21 protein-coding genes are annotated in these 23,860 nt (G+C 45.6%); 6 read left to right on the top strand and 15 right to left on the bottom strand.

Features of this window, described 5'->3' with window-relative positions:
- Positions 1–225: 225 nt before the first annotated feature.
- The gene (locus tag WMO28_RS07710) at positions 226–1,134 is read left to right on the top strand and encodes a LysR substrate-binding domain-containing protein (RefSeq protein ID WP_178642774.1); all 909 of its coding nucleotides are present in this window, start codon (positions 226–228) and stop codon (positions 1,132–1,134) included.
- Between the two features lie 129 nt (positions 1,135–1,263).
- Here WMO28_RS07710 and WMO28_RS07705 read toward each other — a convergent pair whose 3' ends face one another.
- From WMO28_RS07705 to WMO28_RS07680, 6 genes are all read right to left on the bottom strand, one after another.
- Complete coding sequence (locus tag WMO28_RS07705) at positions 1,264–2,052, bottom strand: shikimate kinase (RefSeq protein WP_349056591.1); 789 nt, start codon at positions 2,050–2,052, stop codon at positions 1,264–1,266.
- Between the two features lie 203 nt (positions 2,053–2,255).
- On the bottom strand, positions 2,256–3,155 hold the full coding sequence (locus WMO28_RS07700) for a LysR family transcriptional regulator (RefSeq protein WP_349056590.1): 900 nt from the start codon (positions 3,153–3,155) through the stop codon (positions 2,256–2,258).
- A gap of 63 nt (positions 3,156–3,218) precedes the next feature.
- Entirely contained in the window at positions 3,219–3,890 is a 672-nt protein-coding gene (locus WMO28_RS07695) for a YkgJ family cysteine cluster protein (protein WP_178642771.1), read from the bottom strand.
- The gene (locus tag WMO28_RS07690; protein WP_178642770.1) at positions 3,890–4,270 is read right to left on the bottom strand and encodes a DUF6483 family protein; all 381 of its coding nucleotides are present in this window, start codon (positions 4,268–4,270) and stop codon (positions 3,890–3,892) included. Before WMO28_RS07690 ends, WMO28_RS07695 begins: the two co-directional genes overlap by 1 nt.
- A gap of 91 nt (positions 4,271–4,361) precedes the next feature.
- Positions 4,362–6,560 (bottom strand): DNA topoisomerase 3, encoded by a 2,199-nt coding sequence (locus WMO28_RS07685; protein WP_178642769.1) that lies wholly within the window; start codon positions 6,558–6,560, stop codon positions 4,362–4,364.
- 115 nt (positions 6,561–6,675) lie between these two features.
- Positions 6,676–7,350 carry a response regulator transcription factor gene (locus WMO28_RS07680; protein ID WP_349056589.1) on the bottom strand — a complete coding sequence of 225 codons (675 nt, stop codon included), beginning with the start codon at positions 7,348–7,350 and terminating at the stop codon, positions 6,676–6,678.
- A 243-nt stretch (positions 7,351–7,593) separates the two neighbouring features.
- On the opposite strand from WMO28_RS07680, the gene WMO28_RS07675 reads away from it, so the two are divergent.
- Both WMO28_RS07675 and WMO28_RS07670 read left to right on the top strand, forming a co-directional pair.
- Complete coding sequence (locus WMO28_RS07675; protein WP_178643431.1) at positions 7,594–8,526, top strand: diacylglycerol/lipid kinase family protein; 933 nt, start codon at positions 7,594–7,596, stop codon at positions 8,524–8,526.
- A 78-nt stretch (positions 8,527–8,604) separates the two neighbouring features.
- Positions 8,605–9,291: a phosphatase PAP2 family protein gene (locus WMO28_RS07670; RefSeq protein WP_349056588.1), complete on the top strand. Its 687-nt coding sequence runs from the start codon at positions 8,605–8,607 to the stop codon at positions 9,289–9,291.
- Positions 9,292–9,352: 61 nt separating this feature from the next.
- On the opposite strand, the gene WMO28_RS07665 is transcribed toward WMO28_RS07670, so the two are convergent.
- Both WMO28_RS07665 and mutY read right to left on the bottom strand, forming a co-directional pair.
- Entirely contained in the window at positions 9,353–10,369 is a 1,017-nt protein-coding gene (locus WMO28_RS07665) for a glycosyltransferase (protein ID WP_178643427.1), read from the bottom strand.
- Positions 10,366–12,096, bottom strand: a complete 1,731-nt coding sequence (gene mutY, locus WMO28_RS07660) for an A/G-specific adenine glycosylase (protein WP_349056587.1) — start codon at positions 12,094–12,096, stop codon at positions 10,366–10,368. The genes WMO28_RS07665 and mutY overlap by 4 nt, the downstream gene beginning before the upstream one ends.
- A gap of 143 nt (positions 12,097–12,239) precedes the next feature.
- Between mutY and WMO28_RS07655 the strand changes: the two genes are divergently transcribed.
- Both WMO28_RS07655 and WMO28_RS07650 read left to right on the top strand, forming a co-directional pair.
- On the top strand, positions 12,240–12,860 hold the full coding sequence (locus tag WMO28_RS07655; protein ID WP_178643423.1) for an HAD-IA family hydrolase: 621 nt from the start codon (positions 12,240–12,242) through the stop codon (positions 12,858–12,860).
- Positions 12,861–12,862: 2 nt separating this feature from the next.
- The gene (locus WMO28_RS07650; protein ID WP_349056586.1) at positions 12,863–14,221 is read left to right on the top strand and encodes an MATE family efflux transporter; all 1,359 of its coding nucleotides are present in this window, start codon (positions 12,863–12,865) and stop codon (positions 14,219–14,221) included.
- 88 nt (positions 14,222–14,309) lie between these two features.
- On the opposite strand, the gene WMO28_RS07645 is transcribed toward WMO28_RS07650, so the two are convergent.
- The 6 genes from WMO28_RS07645 to WMO28_RS07620 form a co-directional block, all read right to left on the bottom strand.
- Positions 14,310–14,606, bottom strand: a complete 297-nt coding sequence (locus tag WMO28_RS07645; RefSeq protein ID WP_178643419.1) for a DUF3784 domain-containing protein — start codon at positions 14,604–14,606, stop codon at positions 14,310–14,312.
- Positions 14,607–14,670: 64 nt separating this feature from the next.
- Entirely contained in the window at positions 14,671–16,305 is a 1,635-nt protein-coding gene (locus WMO28_RS07640; protein WP_349056585.1) for a L,D-transpeptidase family protein, read from the bottom strand.
- 160 nt (positions 16,306–16,465) lie between these two features.
- Positions 16,466–17,818 (bottom strand): MATE family efflux transporter, encoded by a 1,353-nt coding sequence (locus WMO28_RS07635; RefSeq protein WP_178643417.1) that lies wholly within the window; start codon positions 17,816–17,818, stop codon positions 16,466–16,468.
- A gap of 198 nt (positions 17,819–18,016) precedes the next feature.
- The gene (gpmI, locus tag WMO28_RS07630; protein ID WP_178643415.1) at positions 18,017–19,558 is read right to left on the bottom strand and encodes a 2,3-bisphosphoglycerate-independent phosphoglycerate mutase; all 1,542 of its coding nucleotides are present in this window, start codon (positions 19,556–19,558) and stop codon (positions 18,017–18,019) included.
- Between the two features lie 151 nt (positions 19,559–19,709).
- Positions 19,710–21,005 carry a homoserine dehydrogenase gene (locus WMO28_RS07625; protein ID WP_178643412.1) on the bottom strand — a complete coding sequence of 432 codons (1,296 nt, stop codon included), beginning with the start codon at positions 21,003–21,005 and terminating at the stop codon, positions 19,710–19,712.
- A gap of 53 nt (positions 21,006–21,058) precedes the next feature.
- Positions 21,059–22,177 carry an Mbeg1-like protein gene (locus tag WMO28_RS07620; protein WP_178643410.1) on the bottom strand — a complete coding sequence of 373 codons (1,119 nt, stop codon included), beginning with the start codon at positions 22,175–22,177 and terminating at the stop codon, positions 21,059–21,061.
- Between the two features lie 440 nt (positions 22,178–22,617).
- Between WMO28_RS07620 and WMO28_RS07615 the strand changes: the two genes are divergently transcribed.
- Entirely contained in the window at positions 22,618–22,896 is a 279-nt protein-coding gene (locus WMO28_RS07615; protein ID WP_349056584.1) for a helix-turn-helix domain-containing protein, read from the top strand.
- 180 nt (positions 22,897–23,076) lie between these two features.
- Here the strand turns inward: WMO28_RS07615 and tpiA are convergent, their stop codons facing one another.
- Positions 23,077–23,826: a triose-phosphate isomerase gene (tpiA, locus tag WMO28_RS07610; RefSeq protein ID WP_349056583.1), complete on the bottom strand. Its 750-nt coding sequence runs from the start codon at positions 23,824–23,826 to the stop codon at positions 23,077–23,079.
- Positions 23,827–23,860: the final 34 nt, after the last annotated feature.

Here is a 23,860-nt window from a genome sequence, read left to right as displayed (position 1 = left end):
CCTCCCGAAAATATAAATAATTTTTTTAGTTTTTTTTAAATTATTTTGTATCTTTTTTCTATGAGCATTATATAACTTTGTTAAATACAAAACAAATTGATTGTACCAGGATAATTCATAGATTTTATCAATATATCGTGTTATACTATATACAGCATGTTCTGCCGTACTACCACCGTCACAGCATACGGCAACTCTAACTCTTACGAAAGGAGCAGCACAAAAATGAATCTGTATCATCTTCGATATTTCGTGACACTGGCTCATCTGGAACATTACACAAAAGCCGCCGATGTTCTGGCGATCACACAGCCCAGTTTAAGCCACGCGATCTCTTCCCTTGAGGAAGAACTTGGAGTGAAATTATTTGAAAAAAACGGACGAAATGTTTCTCTTACCAAATATGGCAAAACCTTTCTGGTTGACGTAGAAGAAACCCTGAACCGGCTGGACTCTTCTGTGAACGGTCTCCAGCTTGCAGGTAAAGGAGAAGGCCAGATCGACGTTGCCTTCTTGCGTACTCTTGGCGTGGATTTTGTTCCCAAGATCATCCGTAGCTTTCTCACTGCCAATGAAGGAAAACAGATCAATTTCAATCTGTTCTGTGACAAGGTTCTGACAGGTGATATCCTGAACGGACTGAAAGAAAAAAAATATGACATCGGCTTCTGTTCCAAATTTGACGACGAACCACTGATCGAGTTTATTCCTGTTGCCAAGCAGGATCTGGTCGTTATCGTCCCACCCAGACATCCTCTTGCGGAAAAATCTGAGATTCATCTGGAAGAAACACTGCCATACAAACAGATCATTTTTAAAAAGCGCAGTGGTCTCCGCCAGATTATCGACCAGCTGTTTAAGAGCATCGGACAGTATCCGGATGTTGCCTTTGAAATTGATGAGGATCAGGTAGCTGCCGGTTTTGTGGCCAATGATTTCGGCATCTGTATCGCTCCGGATATCCCGATTCTTCATTCTCTTGATCTTAAAATCCTGCCTCTTGTTTCTCCTAGCTGGCAGAGGAATTTCTACATGGCCATGCTGAAGGACGTTTATCATCCGCCTGTTGTGGAAGCATTTAAGAAATTTGTGATTGAAAAGACCTCTGAAGAGATTTTTTATAAGACGAATTAATATATCTATATTCTGGTTCTGAAATCAAAAAAAGGACAGCTGCCCGATCTCCGTTACATCTCTGTACGGTTTATCGGACATCTGTCCTTTTATTATGTATTCCAGCGAATATCCGCCATTTACGTTCTTTTATTTATTTCCGTCGGACTCGCGAAGTCTGTGGATCAGTTCCTCACAGATCTCAAGCTCAGTCTTTCCGTCTGTCTCGATGATGATATCTGCGGCTGCCTCATATTTCGGGCGACGTTTCTCCATCAGATCTCCGATGAAATCAACATTCTTGTTGTTCTCAAGAAGCGGACGGTCATGATTATCCTTTACACGGTCGAGAATTGTCTGCGGCTTCGCTGTAAGAAGTACTACGCGGCCGTTCTTCTTCATCTCAGTAACATTGCGCTCTCTCATCGGAACACCACCGCCGCAGGATACTACAACATTGGACTGGGACTGCATCTCAATAAGAAGATTCGTTTCAAGCTCGCGGAAGTATTCTTCACCGTAGGTCTCGAAGATATCGGAAATGCTCATTCCCTGTCTCTCCACGATGCACTGATCCATCTCCACAACGTCCATGGCAAGTGCATTCTTCAGATAATCGGAAATCGTAGATTTACCTGCTCCCATGAAACCGATCAGGAAGATATTGTAATTAAACAGGTTTCTGGACTGGATTCTCTTACTGTTCTGTGTAATGCTTGCGAAAACATCATTTACTTCTTTCTTATGACGTCTGCCTTCCATTCTGGCTTCCAGCCATCCTCTCTGTTTCGCTTCCTGCTCTGGCTGAAGTACCGGAAGATCATGTGCCTCCTTGTATACCATGATGTCCTCTACGATTCTGTTTCTCATGAGCAGTGCGTCCAGAATGATCTCATCGCACTGTCCCAGGCTCTCTCTTAATACTTCTAACTGGTTCATTATGCTGTTCTCCTTCGCTCCATTTACTATGGATTTTCCACATCCACTTTATCACTTTAAATCAAGTGTCTGCACTTATTATACCAACAGCCGTTTTTTATCTCAACAGAAATTTCTATTGAATTTCCACATATAATCAATAGATTTATTCTATAATAAAATCTCCGCCACAAAATAATAAGCGGAGATTTTTTATCTGCATTCTACTGCATTACTTCATAGATCCGGTAATGCTTGTAAATATAATCCCGGAACTGCTCCACCAGAGAACTCGGGTAACGGTTTTTGAGCATTCCCATATATATGTAGCGCCTGTAATGAAGATTCTCGATATTGAGTATCTTTACAGGAAGTGTATGGATCACAGGCACATCCGGCACGATCCCTACGCCAAAATCTTCAGCCACCATACCGGCCAGTGCGCCGTCCTCTTCCACTTCAAAAGCAATCTCCGGGGAAATTCCCTCTTTTTCAAAAAGCTCCCTGATCACAAAATACAGACCACTGGTAGGCGTAAACGTCACCTGCGGATACTGCCCCAGTTCCTGTATGGTAACTGTATTTTTGCTCGCCAACGCATGGTTTTCCGGCACAACAGCTACTAACTTTTCTTCCGCCACCGGAACGAAGCTGATTTCTTTTTCCCCTTCTGCACGGGAACAGAAAATCACATCAAATTTCTCTTCCTTGAGCCCCCGGATCAGGTTGCCGGTAGCTGCATTCTGGAAATGAAAACTGATCTTTTTGCCGTCCTGCTCACTTAAGAAACCACGGACAAGCTCCGGAATAAACCGGCGTCCCTGTGTATGGATATACCCAATGGAAATACTTCCACCCGGAATCCTTGCGGCTTCCTGAATCCGTTCTACCCCGAGATTCAGGATATGCAGGGAGTCCTGAACATATTTCAGAAACATTTCCCCGTATTTTGTCATGGTGACATTTCTTCCATGTCGCTCAAAAAGAGGTACCTGGAGCTCTTTTTCAAGATTGGAGATCGCATGGCTTAAGCTTGGCTGCGTAATATCCAGTCTTTTTGCGGCCCTTGTATAATTTTCGATCTGGGCAAGCGTCACAAAATATGTCAGCTGATTCAAATTCATATATAAATCCTTTCTATCTTCCCGCAAAAAAAACTCTCCGCCTGCTCTCTCCCGGATATCTGTTCAGATACCAAGACTAAGCAGCTCTTTTCCCGCAGTCAGTCGCTCATAAAACTGTTCGTAAAAATCCCGTCCATCATCATAAGGTTTTCTGTAAAACTGGTTCACAACATACATATTCAGATTTCGGATCAGCTCCGTATCCTCGCTCTGATAAAGAATCTCCTGCACATCCAGAAGAAAATAATGCCAGTCGCACACAAATTTCTCATATGTCTTAAGATCCGGTGTATCCACCCATTTCTTCACCTTGATCTTGCTGCGGGTAGTCTTTTTGCATTCATGGATCTGAAGAATATATTTAAAGCTTCCATCCTCATAATATCTTCCAAGAGGAAACAACCGACAGAAGCCCGGCCGGAAGCTATGAATGGAGCAGCGTCCATCTGCATTCAGAAACACACAGCGTTCGTCTACTCCTGCCATTCTTAAATGAGGCAGGATATTTCCGTCTGTCACTCCAAGCTCGATTTTTTCCGCAAGAAGCTGATCCACACTTAAATGAAGTCCCTGACTTAAACGCCACACATCCAGAGGATCCAGAACAACCGAATCTCCCATTCCGGTACAGCAGTCAAAGCATCCCTTACAGTCCTGGCAATCTGCCTTCACCATGTCATTTACTTCATAGAAACGGCCGTCGGAAATCTCCTCCAGCGTCACTTCCCGCCGCATCAGACAAGGGTCTCCAGCCCGGTGACGCCCCAGTCCTCTGCGAGACTTTTCAGTCCGTCCAGTATCTCTTCCCTGGAATAATCGTGGTCATCCAGGTAATCTCCGTCCATATCATTGAGATAAAGATAAAAGGTAAGCGCCAGCTCCAGATAATCCGGATCGTCCTCTTCCATATTCATAAGAAGCTCGTTCTCCGCTCCGTTGATATCACCTTCATCCGCAAGTCCGATGATCTTCGAAAAAAGCCGGTCTGCTTCTGTGTAATCCGCTTCTGCTGCCGGAAGTGTATACTGCGGCATATCTCCCTGCAGGAGAAGTCTTGTGATCAGTCTTGCTATATCCTGAATATTGCCTGACATTCTATCGTCCTGTAATCCCATAATCCGAATCCTCTCTTTCTGCTGCCTCCGCCACATCTGTACAAAAATCCACGGGACAGCCATCTTGTCTGGTTTCACTGTTATTACCTGTTCAATCCAGTTTAATGCCGGACAGTGCCTGGGCAAACGCATTGTTCACCGGCTCATTTGCCTCTTTCTGCTGTTTCTTAAGGTAACGCTGTACGTCTCTCTTATTGACGCCCGCGCCCTCCTTCGCCCTTCTCGCCTGGAAAGAAGAAAGCTTCTCCTTATAGCCGCACTGGCATACAAAGGTCTCTTCTTTTCCCTTAAGAAGCATTTCCATACGCTTGTGACATTTCGGGCAGCGCGCATTGGTGGTTCTGGAAACAGTCTCCCTGTAACCGCACTCCCTGTCCTCGCATACCAGCATCTTGCTGTTCTTGCCATTGACTGCAAGAAGATGCTTGCCACAGTTCGGGCATTTCTTGTTTGTCATATTATCATGGCGGAAAGTTCCCTGACCGCTCTTGATCTCATCTACGATCTCCGTTGCATAGCTCCGGATTCCTGTGAGGAATTTATCCTGTTTAAGCTTTCCGTTTGCAATATCCGAAAGCTTCATCTCCCAGTCTGCGGTAAGCTCCGGTTTCTTCAGATCCTCAGGTACCAGTTCCAGAAGCTGCTTCGCCTTGGATGTGATGTAGATCTCATTTCCTCTCTTTTCCATCATAAAGCTATTAAAAAGCTTCTCGATAATATCTGCTCTTGTTGCAACAGTTCCAAGTCCGCCGGTCTCTCCCAGTGTTCTGGCTGCTTTTTTGTCGTGGCTTTCCATGAAATGAACCGGATTCTCCATAGCACCAAGAAGTGTAGCCTCTGTAAATCTGGCAGGAGGTTTTGTTTTTCCGCTGGTAAGGCTGGCAGCTTCCACAGTAAATACCTGTCCTTCCGTGAGAGACGGAAGATTCTGATCTTTCAGTTTGTCTGCGGAATCCGAATCTTCTTCATCATCCTGCCATCCGCCTTCGTAGACCTCTCTCCATCCGGCGCTTTTTATGATACGGCCGCTTGCCGCAAAGTTCTCTCCTGCTGCCGTTCCTTCCATGCTTACCTGCTCAAAAACAGCCGGCGGATACAATACGCTTAAGAACCGGCGGACTACCATATCATAGATCTTCCGCTCCTCGTTAGTCATATGATCCAGCTGTACAAACTGTTCTGTAGGAATGATCGCATGGTGATCACTGACCTTCTTATCATCCACAAAGCTCGCATTCGCCTGGATCGGTTTGTTCACCAGTACTCCGGCAAGTTTTCGGTAAGGACCTGTTCCACATGCCTGAAGGCGTTCCTTGATCGTCGGAACTACATCCTTTCCGATATAACGGGAATCGGTTCTCGGATAAGTCAGGACCTTATGGTTCTCATAAAGTCTCTGCATGATATTCAGAGTTTCCTTTGCGGAAAAACCGTATTTCTGATTGGCTTCTCTCTGAAGTGTTGTCAGATCATAAAGCCCCGGCGCATAGGTCTTCTTCGGTTTTCGTACGACTCTGGTCACGGTCAAGCTGCTTTTTGCGGCTTTCTGCTGGATTTCCTGTGCACGCTCCTTCTTAAAGGTGCGGAGGCTTCCGCTCTTTGTGTCGCGCCAGGTCCAGCGTACATTTCCGGCCTGCAGGGTGATTCCGTAATAATCTTCCGGCCTGAACTCCCGGATCTTCTGCTCTCTTCTCGCGATCATGGCAAGGGTCGGTGTCTGCACACGTCCACAGGAAAGCTGGGCATTGTACTTGCAGGTCAGTGCTCTGGTTCCGTTCATTCCCACCAGCCAGTCTGCCTCTGCCCTTGCCTGCGCGGCGCGGTAAAGGTTGTCATAATCATGACCATTTCTAAGGTGTGCAAACCCATCCTTTATGGCCTTGTCTGTTACAGATGAGATCCACAGACGTTTGATGGGCTTGTGACAATCTGCCTTGGCAAGGATCCATCTGGCTACCAGTTCTCCCTCACGGCCTGCATCTGTGGCAATGATGATCTCACCGATATCCTTACGGTACAGCTGGGCCTTCACTGCATTATACTGCTTCGATGTCTGACGGATCACCACCAGTTTCATCTTCTCCGGCATCATGGGAAGCGTGGAAAGCTCCCATTTCGTATATTTCTTATCATATTCTTCCGGATCTGCCAGCGTCACCAGATGTCCCAGTGCCCAGGTCACTACGTATGTTTTTCCTTCCAGGATTCCGTTTCCCTTCTGGCTGCAGTGGAGGACTCTGGCAATGTCTCTTGCAACGGACGGCTTCTCCGCGATCACTAGTGATTTCATTCTTATCGTTTCACCTCTTGCTTATAAGTCCACCTATTATAGCATGAAAAAAGCACTTCGTCCAGAAAAGGGCCGAAGCCTTTTTCCGAAGAAATGCTTTTTTAAGGGGAATCTGCTATGCACATTTTCCGCTGATCTTATATCCTACACCACGAACCGTTTCCACCAGATCACCTGCGCTTCCAAGCTTCTGGCGGAGCGTCCGGATATGTACATCCACAGTCCTGCTCTCTCCGTCGAATTCATATCCCCAGATCTGGTTGAGAAGCTGGGTTCTGGAAAGAACAGTTCCGCTGTTTTTCAGAAGGAGACAAAGCATCTCGTATTCCTTCAGGGTAAGGTTCACAGGTTCCTGATCCACAGTCACCTCATGTCTTCCCGGACACACATAAAGATTCTCCATACGGTATTCCTCTGCGCCGTTATCCTCGGATCTTCGAAGCAGGGCACGTACTCTGGAGATCAGCTCCATCATACGGAACGGCTTCGGAATATAATCATCGGCTCCGCTGTCCAGTCCCACAACTGTATCAAATTCACTGCCCTTGGCTGTGAGCATAATCACCGGAAGCTTCCGCACATCCGGACGGATACGGATCTTTTTCAGAATGGATAAGCCGTCCTCCTCCGGAAGCATGATATCCAGAAGAACCAGAGAAGGCTGTTCCTTCTCCATGGCCTTCCAGAAAAGGGAAGGGCGTTCAAAGCCCTGCGCCTCCAGCCCCTGGCTGTTCAGTGTATATACAACAAGCTCGCGGATACTTTCATCATCTTCTACAAGGTATATCATAATCTTCCTCCGAATTCATTCTCTTTTTTACAAAACATCTTTTTACATGATAATTCTTTATTTATATCAAGTATAAATTTTCTTCGTAAAATCCAGGATGAAGATATCGTTAAATTTATGTAAAATATAAACCTGTGCTATCTGTTTTACTATATTTTAGAAATCCTTAAGAAATTTTAATTTGTAAAAGACCGCCTCCGATGTTATGATAAGGCTGAAAGTAGTTTGGAGGGTTTTTATATTATGTATTCTTTTATTGTGAATCCCAATTCGAGATCAGGCCAGGGACGTGACATCTGGAACCATCTCCGCAGCATCATGGAAAGTCAGGGGATCTCATATCAGTACTTTCTCACAGAATATGTAGGACACGCTACAGAGCTTGCCCACAGACTCAGTGCACAGGGCACGCCGGACAATCCTGTCACACTGATTACTGTCGGCGGTGACGGCACTATTTACGAAGTGCTCACCGGAATCTGTGATCCAGACAGTGTGATCTTCGGTTACATTCCTACCGGCTCCGGCAACGATTTCTGCCGCAGTATGGGACTTCCCATGGATCCGGAAAAGGCACTTCACTCCATTCTGGAGAAGGCGCGTATCATGTCCATGGATATCCCTAAGATAACGCTTGGTTCCCATGCTTACCGCTTCGGGATCAGTGCAGGAATGGGGTACGATGCAGCAGTATGTCAGGAGGTTCTGATCACCTCCGGCAAAAAATTTCTCAACCGTCTCCATATGGGAAAACTCGTCTACCTTATGATCGCGCTGAAACAATTCCTGTTTCTTTCTCCTGCATCGGTCACGGTAAAAGCTGACAGTCAGAACACGAGAACCTTCCCGAAAACCTGGTTTGCGGCAGTGATGAATCAGAAATACGAGGGCGGAGGATTTAAATTCTGCCCGGACGCACAGCCGGATGACGGCCTTCTGGATGTGATCGTCATTGAAGGCATTTCCAAGCTCAAAATGCTTTTCTGCCTTCCAGGCGCACTCTTCGGAAAACACACAAAACTTCATGGCGTACATATTTTTCAGTGTAAGGACGTAAGTTTTACAAGTAATCGTCCGCTTCCCGTTCATAAAGACGGAGAATCCGGCGGAATACAACGTGAATTTTCTGTGACAATCGAAAAGAAACCTTTAAAAATCATAATGCCTGTGTTATAGTAGCAGATAGATACTTAACACACAGAAGCTTAAGACTGAACGGCTGTCCGACAGCCACTCTTCAAGAAAGGAAGCAAAATGTTGAGTAAAATAAAAAAATACAGGCACGGTTTTGTGATAATAGCCTATTTTATCGTGTATCTCATACTGTTCAACTATCTTGAATACCGTCCTGTACGTGCCTACCATGTTGTACATACTGTTTTTGATGATATGATCCCGTTCTGCGAGGTTTTTATTATCCCGTATCTTTTATGGTTTCCGTATGTGATACTTACTGTTGTCTATTTTCTGTTTCGCCAGAATAAACGGGAATATTACCAGCTGATATTCAACCTGATGATGGGTATGACTGTTTTTCTTGTAGTCTCCTATGTTTACCCGAATGTCCAGCAGCTCCGTCCGGCAGTATTTCCGCGTAATAACATATTTACACAGCTTATTGCAGGTATTTACCGGACAGATACACCGACCAATATTCTGCCAAGCATCCATGTATTCAATTCCCTGGCTGTTTATTTTGCAATTCACAACTGCCAGACACTGAAGGATAAGAAATGGCTCCAGGGAGGATCTTTGATCCTTTCCTCGCTGATCATCCTGTCTACTATGTTTATCAAGCAGCATTCGGTTATTGATGTCTGTCTCGGTACCACACTGGCCCTGTTCGGTCACCTGCTGTTTTATCCGCAGAGAACTGAGGATTATGAAGATCAGAGATCTGTAGCTCATATGCGTGGAAAGAAAACAGAACAGAATCTGTAAATCAACACAAAAAAAGATACGCCGGTATATATGTTCCGGCGTATCTTTTTTTATTTAAAGTTTAGTTAAATCCGTAGAACTTCTGGCAGATCTTATATGCTGCCACAAACATCTTTCTTCCGCCTTTTCCCGGAAGGTTGGAAACTCTTCCGAAAAGACTTCTGCGGAGCTTCCGGTAAAGTCCCATATTCTGGTCTTTGATATAATCCTGCAGCTCCTGTTTCTTATCCAGGCACTCCTGTGTACCTGCCCTTACAAGCATGATGGAAGAAACCGTTGTAATGATATCCAGATAGCTGAACATATACATACGCAGTCTGCGGTTACTTACATTGGCTTTCAGATAAGCATCTACCATAAGCTTGTTCACGCGGATCTGCTGGTCGATCCTTTTGATCATGACCTTCTCATTGACAGACTGATCATCTCTTCCGATGAAATATCTGTAAAAATTCACATCCAGATAATAAAGGTTCTTCACATATGGAAGTGGCTCAAAGGCAAACAGATTATCTACATAGAATGTATGCTTCGGAAGCTCCATACCGCAGTCATAAAGAAGCTTGGTACGGTAGATCATGGAATGCATGAGAAGATACTGGCCTTTTTTCATATGACGCACTTCATCCCAGCCAAAGATCTGATTGGTCGGGAAGCAGTGTCTGTACTGCATGACCTTCTTGCGGGTAGCACCCTGCTTCTCATAGACAAAGTTGCTGATCAGAAGATCAACTGTCTCAGACCCACGTGTCAGCTCATAAAGAGTTTTCAGAATCTCATAGTATGCATCCTGGTTTACCCAGTCATCACTGTCAACTACCTTGAAATAAAGACCTGTGGCATTGCGGATACCTGTATTTACAGCCTGTCCGTGTCCTCCGTTTTCCTGATGGACTGCCTTTACGATAGTCGGATATTTTTCTGCATATTCATCTGCGATCTCAGCGGTACGGTCGCTGGAGCCGTCATCTACGATGATGATCTCCACTTCCTCTCCTCCGATCAGCAGGGAATTGATACATTTTGACATATAAGCCTCTGAATTATAGCATGGTATTGCTACGCTCAAAAGTTTCATGGGTTTTCCTCCTTCATGTATTTCGTGTATGCGCTAAACGCAGATGGTATTGTATATTTTCTGTCTGTTTCTTTTTTGTCTGCAAAAAGAAAGTCTGCATGTTCTGCCTTTTCCAGGGATGATACCGCAATGCGGTACGCATGCATTCTCCACTCTATATGCGAAAAAATATGCTTCGCATCCGGCAGCTTCTCGATTCTTAAAGGCTCAAGCCCCATATCTTCCACCAGCTTAAGAGCAGCTTTCCGGGTAAGATATCCCTCCACATTGGGAATCTCATACAGCCCTGCAAGAAGTCCTTCAGGCGGACGTCTGCGGATTGCAGTTGCAGCTCCGTCCTGGATCACAAGAACCGTCCTGTTCTCTATTTTTCTTGCCTTCTTCGGTGCTTTTACGGGAAGTTCTTCCACAGTTCCATGCTTTCTTGCAAGACAAAACTCTTTCAGTGGACATTCCTCACATTTTGCTTTTCCATTGGGGACGCAGACTACAGCTCCAAGCTCCATCAGAGCCTGATTAAAATCTCCGGGTCTGTCCAGCGGCATAATCTCTTTCAGGCTGTCCTCTACGGATTTCCGGACTGACTGTTTCATAATATCTTCACGATTTTCCGTAAGTCTTGCATATACCCGGAGAACATTGCCATCCACTGCCGGAACGCACTTCCCGTAGGCGATCGACGAGATGGCACCTGCTGTATAACGTCCTATTCCCTTTAACGAGAGAAGCGTTTCAAAATCTTCGGGAATCCTGCCTCCGTAATCTTCCATCACAGAAATGGCCGCTTTCTGCATATTGCGGACTCTGCTGTAATAGCCAAGACCTTCCCAGAGCTTGACCAGACGGTCCTCCGGTGCCGCTGCAAGGGCTGCAACATCAGGCAGTTCCTGAATAAAACGCTGAAAGTATGGCTTCACAGCCTCTACTCTTGTCTGCTGAAGCATGATCTCCGACACCCAGGTATAATAGGCATTGTTCTGATCCCGCCACGGCAGGCTCCGCTTATTCGCATCATACCATTTCAAAAGAGCAGACACCTCCGGCCGTTCCAGATCTACCGGCACCGGATCACAGATCTCCATGGTGTCTTCTTTAACTGCACAGTCGTATGCCAGGATGTGAACGCCTGCTTTTGCCGCCCTTCGCAAGGTATCTCCAAATTCCGGATGTGTCCCCCAGTTTGGTGCAAAATATTTCACATCCTTCATCTGGATCACCAAAAGAAGATAAGCTTCATATCCATCCGAAACAGCCTTTATCAGCTCTTCCAGATGCTTGACCCCGCGTATTGTAGGCGCATCCGGAAAACGTACGATATTTTTTTCCTCCAGGGTGACACCCTTAACCTCAATGAAAGCCCTGCGTGCAGAGGATTCCACATACAGATCGAATCTGGAATTCCCGTAGTTTTTTTCCCGCTGTACTGTGACCTTCTCCGTAAAAAATTTTCCGGCTGCCACCCACTCTTCGGCAGCTTTATTGGGTGCCTGGGAATCCATATTGATCAGGCGCCCTTCTTTATTCACACAGATCAGATCGTATTTCGTCTTTCTGGACGGATCATCACTCTTCTCAAGGATGACTTCCACGCCCGGAACAAGAAGTTCCCTACATCTCCCGGTATTCTTCACATGAACGGTCTCGATTTCTCCATCAATCTCTACATGTGCAATAAACCGGTTTGGCCTGTCCTTAAAAATACCTCTGACCGTATTTTTATATCTCATATTATTTTTACCTCACAAATTCTACTATAACATAAAATCTCCAAAAGTCACAGTTGCTTTTTCATCTTTTCTCAGATAAAATTACTTTGGATTGCATTCAATGTAATCCCCTATATTAAATAATTTTTTTCAGGAGGTTTTTTATGGACAGCATCATTTTTGACGTTGACGGTACGCTCTGGGATTCCACCGGAATCGTAGCTGAATCCTGGCGCGATTATCTTATTCATACAGAGCACATGGACACTGACGTAAGCTCCAAACGGCTGATGGGACTTTTCGGCCAGCTTCTTCCGGACATTGCCAGGGCTCTTTTTCCGGAACTTCCGGAATCTGAGCAGCTTCGCATCATCGATGGCTGCTGCCAGGCAGAGCACGAAGCCCTGCTTCGCAAATGTGCCCCGCTTTATCCACAGCTTGAGGATACACTTAAGATCCTCTCCACTCGTTTTCCGCTCTTTATCGTCAGCAATTGCCAGGCTGGCTATATTGAAGTATTTCTCAAGGCCACAGGCTTCGGTCACTACTTTAAGGGGCATCTCTGTCCGGGAGATACCGGTATGGCCAAAGCAGAAAATATCATGAAGATCCGCAATGACTATGACCTTAAGGATCCGGTATACGTAGGTGACACCCTGGGAGATTTCAACGCCTGCAAAAAAGCCGGAGTACCTTTTATCTTCGCAAAATACGGATTTGGTGAGGTTTCTGATCCTGATTTTCGGATCAACATGCCTATGGATCTTGTGGAGCTTTGTCGGTAATCATGAAAAAAACAAGAACTATCGACCTGACTTCCGGACCGATTTTCCAGACTCTGGCAGAGCTGGCGCTTCCGATCATGGCTTCCTCTCTTCTGGGAACTGCCTACAACATCACGGATATGGCCTGGATCGGTCTCCTCGGCTCAAAAACCGTCGCAGGTGTGGGCGTGGGCGGTATGTACGTATGGCTCTCCCAGGGACTTGTAGCACTTCCAAGAATGGGAGGACAGGTAAATACCGCTCAGGCCTGTGGCCGGAAGGATTATGACGAAGCCCGTTCCTACGCAGCCAGCGCCCTGCAGATCACCATTCTGTTCGGAGTGATCTTTGCAGCCGTGTGCCTGCTCTTTCTCGATCCGCTGATCGGCTTTTTCAACCTGACGGATCCGGAAGCTTACGAAGCAGCAAAAGTCTACATGCTGATCACCTGTGGACTCATTATCTTCTCTTTCCTGAATCTGACACTGACCGGACTTTTTACCGCGCAGGGTGATTCCAGATCTCCTCTTATGGCCAACTTTCTTGGTCTGGTAGGAAATATGATCCTGGATCCGCTTCTGATCCTTGGTGTCGGTCCTTTCCCGAGACTGGAAACAGTCGGCGCAGCTGTCGCAACTGTGACTGCACAGATCCTTGTATTTGCTGTGCTGGCGTTCCGGATTTTTACTTCCAGACTGGAACCGAACGTGCTTCGCGGAGTGAGACTTTTTTCACGACATTCCGGAAAATTTTATAAAAATATCTTCCGTATCGGATTTCCTACTTCCATTCAGAGTATGATCTACTGCATGATCTCCATGGTGCTCACAAGAATGGTTTCCGCTTTTGGCGCTGCTGCCATTGCTACCCAGCGTGTGGGCGGTCAGATTGAATCCGTATCATGGAATACAGCAGATGGCTTTGCCGCTGCGCTGAATGCTTTCACCGCACAGAATTACGGAGCCAGAAAGTATGACCGTATCCGCCATGGCTACCGGATCTCTTTCGGAATCCTGGCTGTGTGGGGACTTATCATAACCGCGGCCTTCGTATTTCTTCCGAAGCCGATCGCAGGGCTGTTTTTCCATGACGCTGAGTCCCTTTCCATTGCAGTCAATTATCTGATCATTATCGGTTTCAGTGAAGGCTTCATGGCGATCGAACTGATGACTATCGGTGCTCTGTCCGGACTTGGACTGACTAAGTTATGCAGTATCATCAGCATCCTGCTGACCGGTGCGCGAATTCCTCTGGCTCTTGTCCTCTCCCATACGGAAATGGGACTTAGCGGTATCTGGTGGGCTCTTTCCCTTACTTCCATTGTAAAGGGGATTGTATTCACACTGACCTTCCGGCATACAAGCCACACCCGTTTAAAATGATTATAATATTATAAAATAAAAAAATCCTCTGTATCCTGCCACACCATCTGGTGTCTGCTGAATACAGAGGATTTTTTGTTATCTTTTTTTATTTACGACATCTAGTTCGTACAACAAATGTATATCCGATCAGGATCACAAGAATTACTACCACATATACGATCTCGGCACTTACGCTTGTCGTAAAAATATCAATAGCTGTTGCGATTCCAATAAGAAGCAGGCAGATTCCGGAAGCTTTTTCCATCTTTTTTGTATCGTATTTCTTGGCTCTCTCCTGGGTATTTCCGCCCTTCATCAGCGCTCCGCCATGACCGGTGAGAAGCAGGATTCCTCCAACCAGTGCTGCAAACGTTAATAAATAGCCGAATGTATCATCCATCATAAATGTATCCTCCTGATATAGGACAGGTTCCTTTCACCGGAACCTGTCTTTTTGTCTTATGTTATTAATAGAAGCAGATGATCGGAACATCATACTGGATGATGTTATAAAGCTCTCCTGCTTTATCCGGCGGCAGGTTAATACATCCATGGGATCCTCCGCTGAGATACCGGTCTCCGCCAAAATATGGCTGCCAATCTGCATCGTGGAATCCAATTCCTCCGTTAAACGGCATCCAGTAAGTTACCGGCTGCTCATAGGAATAGGTTCCGTCCTCTTTCTTACTGCCACGAAGTACATCCGGGCTCTTCTTATAATAAAGTGTAAAGATTCCCGGAGGAGTCTTACGTTCAGGATCACTTGGAAGTCCGGATACGATATCCGATTCAAAGATTACATTGCCATCCTGATAGTACCACATATACTGTTCTGTAAGGTCTACTTCTATATAAGTGCTACCAAAATCATTAACTCCGTACGCATTGGCTCTCATAGAGTACACAGGCTCTCTCGTTGTCTGTGTTCCGGACTGAATCTCCTGGGTAAGCTGTGCCACCTCACCATCCTGGTCGATCTTCCAGCCATATGCGGAGCCGGATACGGATACGGTTCTTCCGCTTGTTGTCTGAAACTGTCTCTCTGTTCCAACAGTATCATGCTCTGCGGCAAGCTGGGCAACATAATCCACGATGTGCTGTTTAAACGATGCCTCATCCTGAATCAGCTGTCCCTTCTCATCAAACTGCAGCCAGTCCTTGATTGTCGTACCATCCAGCGTTACTGTCTGGTCTCCAAATGTATATGTGATACTTGCTTTCGCAAAGTTATTATAAGCATCTACCGTAGCCTGAAGATCTGCGTTGTCACTTGTCACATCTGCCCTGACATAAGCATCCGGATTGCTGGCAAGATCTACTTCCGGCTCATCACTGCTGATAGCTTCACTGACCATCTGATAGGCTTCTTTGACCTTCAGCTCACTTCCCTCAGTCTCCGGAACAATGGTAAACTCTGAATTATTATAACTCACATATGCGTTCTCTGGAGCTGTCTGATTCTCTTTCTGTGCACAGTTCAGTGCTTTCACTGCTGTTTCCAGCTTCGTTCTGTCAAAAGCTGTCTGCTCATCTGCTGTATAAACTTTTTTTTCAAAGAGCCCCCGCACCCACATATATGGCTTCTGTTCTTTCAGAAGCTTAAGAATCTCACCGCTTGACACATACCGATAATCAATATCGGTTCCTGCGATTGTCTGCGGTTCCTGATCTCTCGCTTTTATCTCAATGGAATAATCTGCCATCTTACCGGCAATTTCCTGTTCCACCTCGTAAGCTGTCTTATTGGAGCTGTCTATTCCATTGATCGTCGTTCCCTCAAAAAAATGATCGGTGTAGTAATACGACACCCCTGCATATACACATCCGGCAGCTACCAGAACCATAGCAGCGATCAGTCCCGTTATCTTCAGTCCCTTATGCTTCTTCTTTTCCGGGAGAACAACGGGTTCAAATTCTGATTCATCAATGGGAACATATGTGATTTTCTTCGGCCTTGCTGATTTCAAAGGACGTGCCGATCTCTGTCCGCCAGATTCTCCTGAGTTCTTCCCGGACTGGGCTTCTCCCACAGTATCGCTGACGATCTGGGCCATAGCCCTGTTGATCTTGTCTTCGATGTCCTTTCTCTCCTCGTTGCTCATATTTATACTCCACCTCTATGTTTCATGTACCCTTCCATACTTTCTGCATACATCATGCGCTTCGGCTCGGGCACCTTTTTGTTGATACTTTCTGGTATTAGTTACCAGCTTTCTCATTATAACATACTTTCTGAAATTTGCATCTTATTTCACGTTTTTTTTAGAAGTTATTTCCCGAACATAATTTCTTCGCCATGTCCTTCATTACATAGAAGTACATGATCCAGAGAAGCGTTGTGGCAAAGATCCAGGCCATCGGGCTTGCCATACAGGTTCCCACATAGCTGTTTTTCTGTGCTGCGATCATTGCCGTAATTCCCCTTCCTGCAAGTTCTGCCACACCGGACATCATCGGAAGCAGACCATAGCCCATTCCCTGGATTCCGTTTCTGAGTACATTGACAAAATAAAGCGGAATAAAAAACAGCGCAACACATTTCAGATAGGTATCCACCATCGGAAGTACCTCTGCGATATTATCAGAGATAAACAGATACGCGAAATTTTTTCCGAAATAGAACAGGAAAGTTCCCACGATCGCGCAGTACACACACCCGATCAGATGGGATGCACGGAAGCCTTTTCGCACACGATCCAGCTTGCCTGCTCCGATATTCTGTGCATTGTAGGTCGCGCTTGCTGTTCCCTGTGCCACAAATGCCTGGGAAAAAATCTGCTCGATCTTGCTTCCCGCTGTAAACGCAGCCACGGCATAGGAGCCCAGCATATTCAGAGCAGACTGTACCATCATGCTTCCGATCGCCGTGATGGAATACTGAAGCCCCATGGGAATTCCCACTCCGATCTGTTTGCCTGCAATATTACGGCGGAAATGCCAGTCATCCCGGCGCATGCGAAGCTCCGGCACACATTTCCAGATATATACCAGACAGAGAAGCCCCGATGTTCCCTGTGAAATAACGGTAGCCCAGGCTGCTCCCGGTGCTCCCATCTTAAATACGATAATAAACACAAGATCAAGAACAATATTCAAAAGTGCGGACAGAATCAGAAAATACAGCGGCACCTTGCTGTTTCCCAGTGCACGAAGAAAGCTGGCCAGGATATTATATAAAGCCTGGGCAAAAATTCCTCCGCAGATGATCATTACATACGCATAGGCATCCTGAAAGATATCCTCCGGCGTGTTCATGAATTTCAGAAGTGCATGCATTCCTGTCATACTGATGAGTGTCATCAATGCCGAGATTCCTGCTGTCAGGATCATAGCATTTCCTACTGTCTGGCGCATTTCATCCATCTTACCGGCACCATATTTCTGTGCGGTCAGCACCGTGAAACCTGTAGTGATTCCCAGAAGGAAACCGATAATCAGAAAAATAATGGTTCCCGTTGCCCCGACTGCTGCCAGTGCTTTTGTCCCTACAAATTTTCCGACTACTACGGCATCGACCATGCTGTAAAACTGCTGAAATACATTACCGATAAATACCGGGATAGTAAATCCCAGGAGCACCTTCATCGGCTTTCCCTGTGTCATGTCTGTTTTCATTTAATGTCATTTACCCCCTGCAAAAATAAATTTTGTGCTGCTTTTTTTATGTATCAGAGGGATTATAGTTGAAATATATCTAATTTACAAGATGCTTTTGAAAAATTTTTCCATATATAAAAATCTAGCGTTTCACCACAGAAAAAAGCCCTGCAGAATCCTATCATCTGCAGGGCTTATAAGCATAAATATTTTTAATTATTTCTCAACAAGAAGAGATTTTCCTGTCATTTCCTCTGGCTGCTCCATTCCCATAAGCTGGATCAGTGTCGGAACGATATCTGCAAGGCATCCGTTCTCACGAAGTGTATATTTCGGATCTGCATTTACAAGAATGAACGGTACAGGATTGGTTGTATGAGCTGTCCATGGCTCTCCTGTCTCGTAGTTTACAAGCTGCTCTGCGTTACCGTGGTCAGCACAGATAAAGAGCTGTCCGTCAACCTCTTTGATTGCCTCTACAGCCTTGCCTACACACTCATCAACAGTCTCAACAGCCTTGACAGCAGCTGCCTCAACACCTGTATGTCCAACCATATCCGGGTTCGCAAAGTTGATGATGATCACATCGTATTTCTCAGACTTGATTGCCTCAACAAGCTTCTCACAAACCTCCGGTGCACTCATCTCAGGCTGCATGTCGTAAGTCGGAACCTTCGGGGATTTTACAAGGATTCTGTCCTCTCCCTTGTTCGGCTCCTCAACACCACCGTTGAAGAAGAATGTAACGTGTGCATATTTTTCAGTCTCAGCGATACGTGCCTGTGTCATGTTATGAGCTGCAAGATACTCGCCAAATGTGTTATGAAGTAGTACCTTGTGGAAAGCTACCTGCTTGTTCTGGATCGTATCGTCATACTCTGTGAAGCATACGAAAGTAGTATCCAGTCTCTTTGCTCTTTCAAAGCCTTTGAAATCATCATCACAGAAAGCTCTTGTGATCTCTCTTGCACGGTCAGGACGGAAGTTAAAGAATACAACGGAATCTTTATCGGAAACAGTTGCAACCGGTTTACCGTCTTTCTCGATAACCGTCGGAAGAACGAACTCATCTGTCTTATCATTATCATAGGAAGCCTGAACTGCTGCCACGGCATCTGTTGCCTTTACGCCCTCGCCTTCTGTAAGAGCTTTGTATGCAAGCTCAACACGATCCCAGCGGTTATCACGGTCCATTGCATAGTAACGTCCGGAGATCACACCAATCTCACCAACGCCGATCTCTTTCATCTTGGCTTCCAGCTGCTCTACGAATTCCTTACCTGATGCAGGCGGTGTGTCACGTCCGTCAAGGAAGCAGTGTACGTAAACCTTCTTAAGTCCTTCTCTCTTAGCCATCTCAAGCAGTCCGTAGAGATGTGTATTGTGACTGTGTACACCACCATCAGAAAGAAGTCCCATGAAATGGATTGCGGAGTCGTTCTCCTTTGCATTCTTCATTGCAGCGAGAAGTGCCTCGTTCTTGAAGAAATCGCCATCCTGGATCTCTTTTGTGATTCTTGTGAGCTCCTGATATACGATACGGCCTGCACCCATGTTCATATGTCCAACCTCGGAGTTACCCATCTGGCCATCCGGAAGACCTACTGCGAGACCACTTGCATTACCCTTTACAAAAGGATAATCCTTCATCAGTCCGTCCATGACTGGTGTTTTTGCTTCATATACAGCATTTCCGTCATGTCTGTCATTCAGTCCGTAACCATCAAGGATCATTAATACTGTTGGTTTTTTACTCATAATTTTCCCCTTCTTATCTTTGATCAAAGCTCTGCGGTGCCTCTGCTTCTGATGCTTTCACACCGTCTCATGTTCCGCAGGATTCTTTTGTTTTCCATTCTATATAGTACCAAAATCCAGAAATTTTGCAACGTTTTCTTTGACAAAAATTTTATTTCTCGTACACACGGATCATGGAAGAGATCTTTCTTACAGATGCGCTGTTCTCCAGCTCTTCCTTAACCTTAAAGAAAGCGCCCTCGCTTACCAGCTTGGTGATCACAACAACCTCTGCTGTATCCGGTCTCTTGCTCTCCTTCTGCATGATCTGTGCAACACTTGCCTGATATTTGGCAAAATGCTCCAGGATCTCAGCCAGCACGCCACAGCGGTCCTCTACCTGAAGGCGGAGGAAATAGCGGTTATGGGTATCTGCCATCTCTTTTACCGGAAGGCTCTTGTAGCAGGTACATCCCACACGGCCACAGCAGTCTGCCTTCATATTGCGTACTACCTCAAATACATCTCCCACAACAGCACTTGCTGTCGGAAGCTCGCCTGCTCCGCGGCCGTAGAACATAGTATCTCCCACTGCATCTCCGTGCACAAAAACAGCATTGTAGGAATCATTGACAGAAGCAAGCGGGTGCTCAGCCGGAATCAGCATCGGGCATACATATGCTTCAACCCCATCCTCCTGACAGCGTGCCACACCAAGAAGCTTGATCTCACAGCCCATCTCCTTCGCATAACGGATATCCTTCGCTGTGATCTTTGTGATTCCCTCCACATGAACATTATCCAGTGTAACTCTGGAATTAAACGCTACGGAAGCAAGGATCGCAACCTTTCTTCCTGCATCAATTCCCTCGATATCAGCTGTCGGATCAGCTTCCGCATATCCCAGCTCTGTTGCAAGAGCAAGTGCATCCGAAAATTCCATTCCCTCCTGGGACATCTTGGTGAGGATAAAGTTGGTTGTTCCGTTTACGATTCCCATAACCTCTGTCACATGATTGGCTTCCAGACTGTTCTTCAGAGGTCCGATGATCGGAATTCCTCCTGCCACTGCAGCCTCAAATAAAAAGTCCTTCTGTGCAGCCTTCGCCGTCTCCAGAATTTCCTTTCCGTGAACAGCAATAAGATCTTTGTTCGCTGTCACAACGTTCTTACCAGCTTTCAGCGCAGAGAGAATATATGTGCGTGCAGGCTCAATGCCGCCGATCAGCTCGATCACGATATCTATAGAAGGATCTCCTGCAATATCGTCCCAGTTTGTTGTAAGAACTGAGGGATCTTCTAATTTCTTAGATGCTTTCTCTATGTTACGCACCAGGATCTTCGTGATCTTCACCTGACAACCAAGCTTGGCTGTCATTTCCTGTTCCTGGCTTCTGATTACTTTATATACGCCTGTTCCTACGGTGCCCAGGCCAAGAAGAGCCGCATTTACGACTTTTTCGCTCATTTTCTGATGTCCCCTTTCAAGTTTTTTCCATTTTTTCAGAGTTATCTCCTATGTTATGGCAGAAAACGCTTTTTGTCAAGCTCCGGCAACGGAAGGAGTTCCAGACAGCTTCCGAAAAATCCAACGATCAGCGCCTGCACCATGGCCTTTGATTCCGGTTCCATCTGGTCAAGCTGTTTTATCATAGCTGTCAGGCTTTTCAGCCCACCCTCCTGGATTCCGGAGATCGTCTTCGCCCCGGTAGCCTCCAGTACAGAAAAAAGCTCCTGGATCAGTCTATCCCGTTCTTTTTCATTCATATTGTCGATCCATTTATGAAGAGTACGGTCTGAAGCCTCGGCCCGTCTTGTAAGCGTATCTCTTCTCATAAAACCTTTCCCCATGACCTCCCAGGTAAAAGCATCATGCTGCAGGATTCCTTTCTGGGTGCTGGACACGATCATTGGTTTCTTTTTATGCTCCAGCAGCATGCCGATCACGGATGCCTCCGGTATGATCCGGGTCACCTTCGGCAAAATCTCCTCACATCTTTTCTCCGAAAAAAAATCTTTTGAAAATCCCGGTCCATCATTGTCATACACAGCCAGAAGCTTGCTTCGAATTTCTTCTTCGCATTGCATAGCCGCATACATTGCCAGATTGCCGCCCTTCGAATGTCCTCCGAGCCGTATCATTGCCTGCATATATCTGCCGTTTTTTTCCAGATATTCAAGTGCCTTCCTGTGAGATGGAACAGTTCCGTTGCTGAGATAAAAATCCTCTTTCCAGCCAGTGATCGTATCATCCGTCCCCCGAAAAGAAATATATGTGGTTCCGTCCGTAAGCTCCACGGTCACCGCCGCAAACTGCTGCGTCTTATCTGTCATGATTTCATTGACAAATCCACCTACACGGCAGTCACGAAATCTTTCGGACTCTGCCATTTTTTTCAAAAGTGCAGGCATATTCTGCAGAAAAGTACCTTCTGCCTTCATTTCTTTTTCCTGACTTTTTTCAAAAAAGTGCTCTGTCAGCTCCTCTATGCTAAGAGTATTGCCATCCTGTATCTCCCTGATTCCATCCAGCTCCAGGTAAGAAAAACATGCAAGAATCAGATTGTCCACTTCGTTAAACGGCGACTGCGAAAAGGCAAGATCACCTCTCCAGTCCAGATAATCCAAAATATTTCCCATAAATTCCACCACCCACTGTTTGTTGTTTTTCGCAATGAAAGCAGATTTTCCTGCATCTGTCAGGCTGCTTTGGCATGGTTACGGTCTTTCTTTCTACTATATTACCATAATTCCGGATCATTTTCTCTGGTCATCAAGTTTTTTTCGGAGATAAAAAATGTAATGCAGGCAGCCGCAGCAAAACCCCGGCATCAGAACAGACAAACCAGCCGCTGACAACATATACACCGTAAGTCCTCCCTTTCCTTCCGGGGCACCTCCCACAAAACAGTAAAACATGGCAGCTGAAAAACACAGAGTAACCGCTACCGAAAACAGCATCTTCAAATTCTTTTTCATCATTTCTCCTTTCTACAGTGTCTCTATAAGGACACTGTTCTGATTTCAATTTTACATTCATAATAAATTTAATTCAAGAATGAATCAGACAGGACATACATATGATAAAATATGACAGGTTTTGGGTAACGATGAAGAAGCGTGGAATTTCCCAGTATGATCTCTATGAGCATTACGAAATCACCCGTTCTCTTTTGGACAGACTACGAAAAAATAAGAATATTGAAATTTTTACATTAGACAGGCTGTGTTCCATCCTGCACTGTGATATTGGCGACATTGTAGAACACGTTCCTGATTCTGATGAGACTGATGAAAACATGGAAGAAAGCCAGGAGAAAAACATTTCTTCTGCTGAAAATAACAAAAACTCTCTCTGACTGTAGGTTGTCGTTTTTTGCATTACATAATACAATCAGGAGAGTTTTTTATATTTTAAGTTTTTTTTGCAAAAAACACCTCTTTACACATTCGGCCGATATTTTCTTGTCGACCGTTTCTGTGTTCAGAGGTGTCTTTACATTCTTTATTTATTCAGTTTTACTAAACAGATCTGCGATTTATTTGTAGTTTACGATCTTACCGAAATCTGCTTTCAGGGAAGCGCCGCCTACAAGGCCGCCATCGATGTCAGCCTGAGCGAATAAGTCTGGTGCTGTTGTAGCATTTACAGATCCGCCGTACTGGATACGGATCTCAGCTGCTGTTGCATCATCATAGATCTCAGCGATGCATTTACGGATCTCACCGCAAACTTCCTGAGCCTGCTCTGTTGTAGCTGTCTTACCTGTTCCGATAGCCCAGATCGGCTCGTAAGCGATAACTGCTGTCTTAGCCTGATCTGCTGTAACGCCCTGGAATCCAACCTTAACCTGCTGACGGATGAAGTCCATTGTTACACCCTGCTCTCTCTGAGTAAGTGTCTCACCACAGCACATGATCGGTGTGATGCCATGCTCGAAAGCTTTGAGAATCTTCTTGTTTACGTCTTCGTTTGTCTCGCCGAAGTACTCTCTTCTCTCAGAATGTCCAAGTACAACATACTTAACACCTGCATCTACAAGCATAGCCGGGGAGATCTCACCTGTGTAAGCACCCTTCTCCTCGAAGTACATGTTCTCAGCACCAACCTGAATGTTTGTTCCTTTAGCAGCCTCAACAACAGGAATGATGTCGATAGCCGGTACGCAGAATACTACGTCAACTTCATCGTTAACAACAAGCGGTTTTAATGTCTCAACAAGCTTTACAGCCTCGCTTGGTGTCATGTTCATTTTCCAGTTTCCAGCAATAATTTTCTTTCTTGCCATTGTTTTTATCTCCTTTTTGTGTTCCTTCGGAACA

It is taken from the genome of Blautia aquisgranensis, assembly GCF_040096615.1.
Taxonomy (GTDB): domain Bacteria; phylum Bacillota; class Clostridia; order Lachnospirales; family Lachnospiraceae; genus Blautia_A; species Blautia_A aquisgranensis.
The sequence above is the reverse complement of the archived record's forward strand: the minus strand, read 5'-3'. Positions and strand labels throughout refer to the sequence as shown.

Bases quoted from the DNA above. Each gene is read 5' to 3' on its own strand.
- WMO28_RS07650 (WP_349056586.1), top strand. From the start codon at position 12,863: ATGAAAAAAACAAGAACTATCGACCTGACTTCCGGACCGATTTTCCAG.
- WMO28_RS07620 (WP_178643410.1), bottom strand. From the start codon at position 22,177: ATGGGAAATATTTTGGATTATCTGGACTGGAGAGGTGATCTTGCCTTT.
- WMO28_RS07635 (WP_178643417.1), bottom strand. From the start codon at position 17,818: ATGAAAACAGACATGACACAGGGAAAGCCGATGAAGGTGCTCCTGGGA.
- WMO28_RS07670 (WP_349056588.1), top strand. From the start codon at position 8,605: ATGTTGAGTAAAATAAAAAAATACAGGCACGGTTTTGTGATAATAGCC.
- WMO28_RS07615 (WP_349056584.1), top strand. From the start codon at position 22,618: ATGATAAAATATGACAGGTTTTGGGTAACGATGAAGAAGCGTGGAATT.
- WMO28_RS07665 (WP_178643427.1), bottom strand. From the start codon at position 10,369: ATGAAACTTTTGAGCGTAGCAATACCATGCTATAATTCAGAGGCTTAT.
- WMO28_RS07705 (WP_349056591.1), bottom strand. From the start codon at position 2,052: ATGAACCAGTTAGAAGTATTAAGAGAGAGCCTGGGACAGTGCGATGAG.
- WMO28_RS07645 (WP_178643419.1), bottom strand. From the start codon at position 14,606: ATGATGGATGATACATTCGGCTATTTATTAACGTTTGCAGCACTGGTT.
- tpiA (WP_349056583.1), bottom strand. From the start codon at position 23,826: ATGGCAAGAAAGAAAATTATTGCTGGAAACTGGAAAATGAACATGACA.
- gpmI (WP_178643415.1), bottom strand. From the start codon at position 19,558: ATGAGTAAAAAACCAACAGTATTAATGATCCTTGATGGTTACGGACTG.
- WMO28_RS07640 (WP_349056585.1), bottom strand. From the start codon at position 16,305: ATGAGCAACGAGGAGAGAAAGGACATCGAAGACAAGATCAACAGGGCT.
- WMO28_RS07695 (WP_178642771.1), bottom strand. From the start codon at position 3,890: ATGCGGCGGGAAGTGACGCTGGAGGAGATTTCCGACGGCCGTTTCTAT.
- WMO28_RS07625 (WP_178643412.1), bottom strand. From the start codon at position 21,005: ATGAGCGAAAAAGTCGTAAATGCGGCTCTTCTTGGCCTGGGCACCGTA.
- WMO28_RS07675 (WP_178643431.1), top strand. From the start codon at position 7,594: ATGTATTCTTTTATTGTGAATCCCAATTCGAGATCAGGCCAGGGACGT.
- WMO28_RS07655 (WP_178643423.1), top strand. From the start codon at position 12,240: ATGGACAGCATCATTTTTGACGTTGACGGTACGCTCTGGGATTCCACC.
- mutY (WP_349056587.1), bottom strand. From the start codon at position 12,096: ATGAGATATAAAAATACGGTCAGAGGTATTTTTAAGGACAGGCCAAAC.
- WMO28_RS07680 (WP_349056589.1), bottom strand. From the start codon at position 7,350: ATGATATACCTTGTAGAAGATGATGAAAGTATCCGCGAGCTTGTTGTA.
- WMO28_RS07700 (WP_349056590.1), bottom strand. From the start codon at position 3,155: ATGAATTTGAATCAGCTGACATATTTTGTGACGCTTGCCCAGATCGAA.
- WMO28_RS07710 (WP_178642774.1), top strand. From the start codon at position 226: ATGAATCTGTATCATCTTCGATATTTCGTGACACTGGCTCATCTGGAA.
- WMO28_RS07685 (WP_178642769.1), bottom strand. From the start codon at position 6,560: ATGAAATCACTAGTGATCGCGGAGAAGCCGTCCGTTGCAAGAGACATT.
- WMO28_RS07690 (WP_178642770.1), bottom strand. From the start codon at position 4,270: ATGGGATTACAGGACGATAGAATGTCAGGCAATATTCAGGATATAGCA.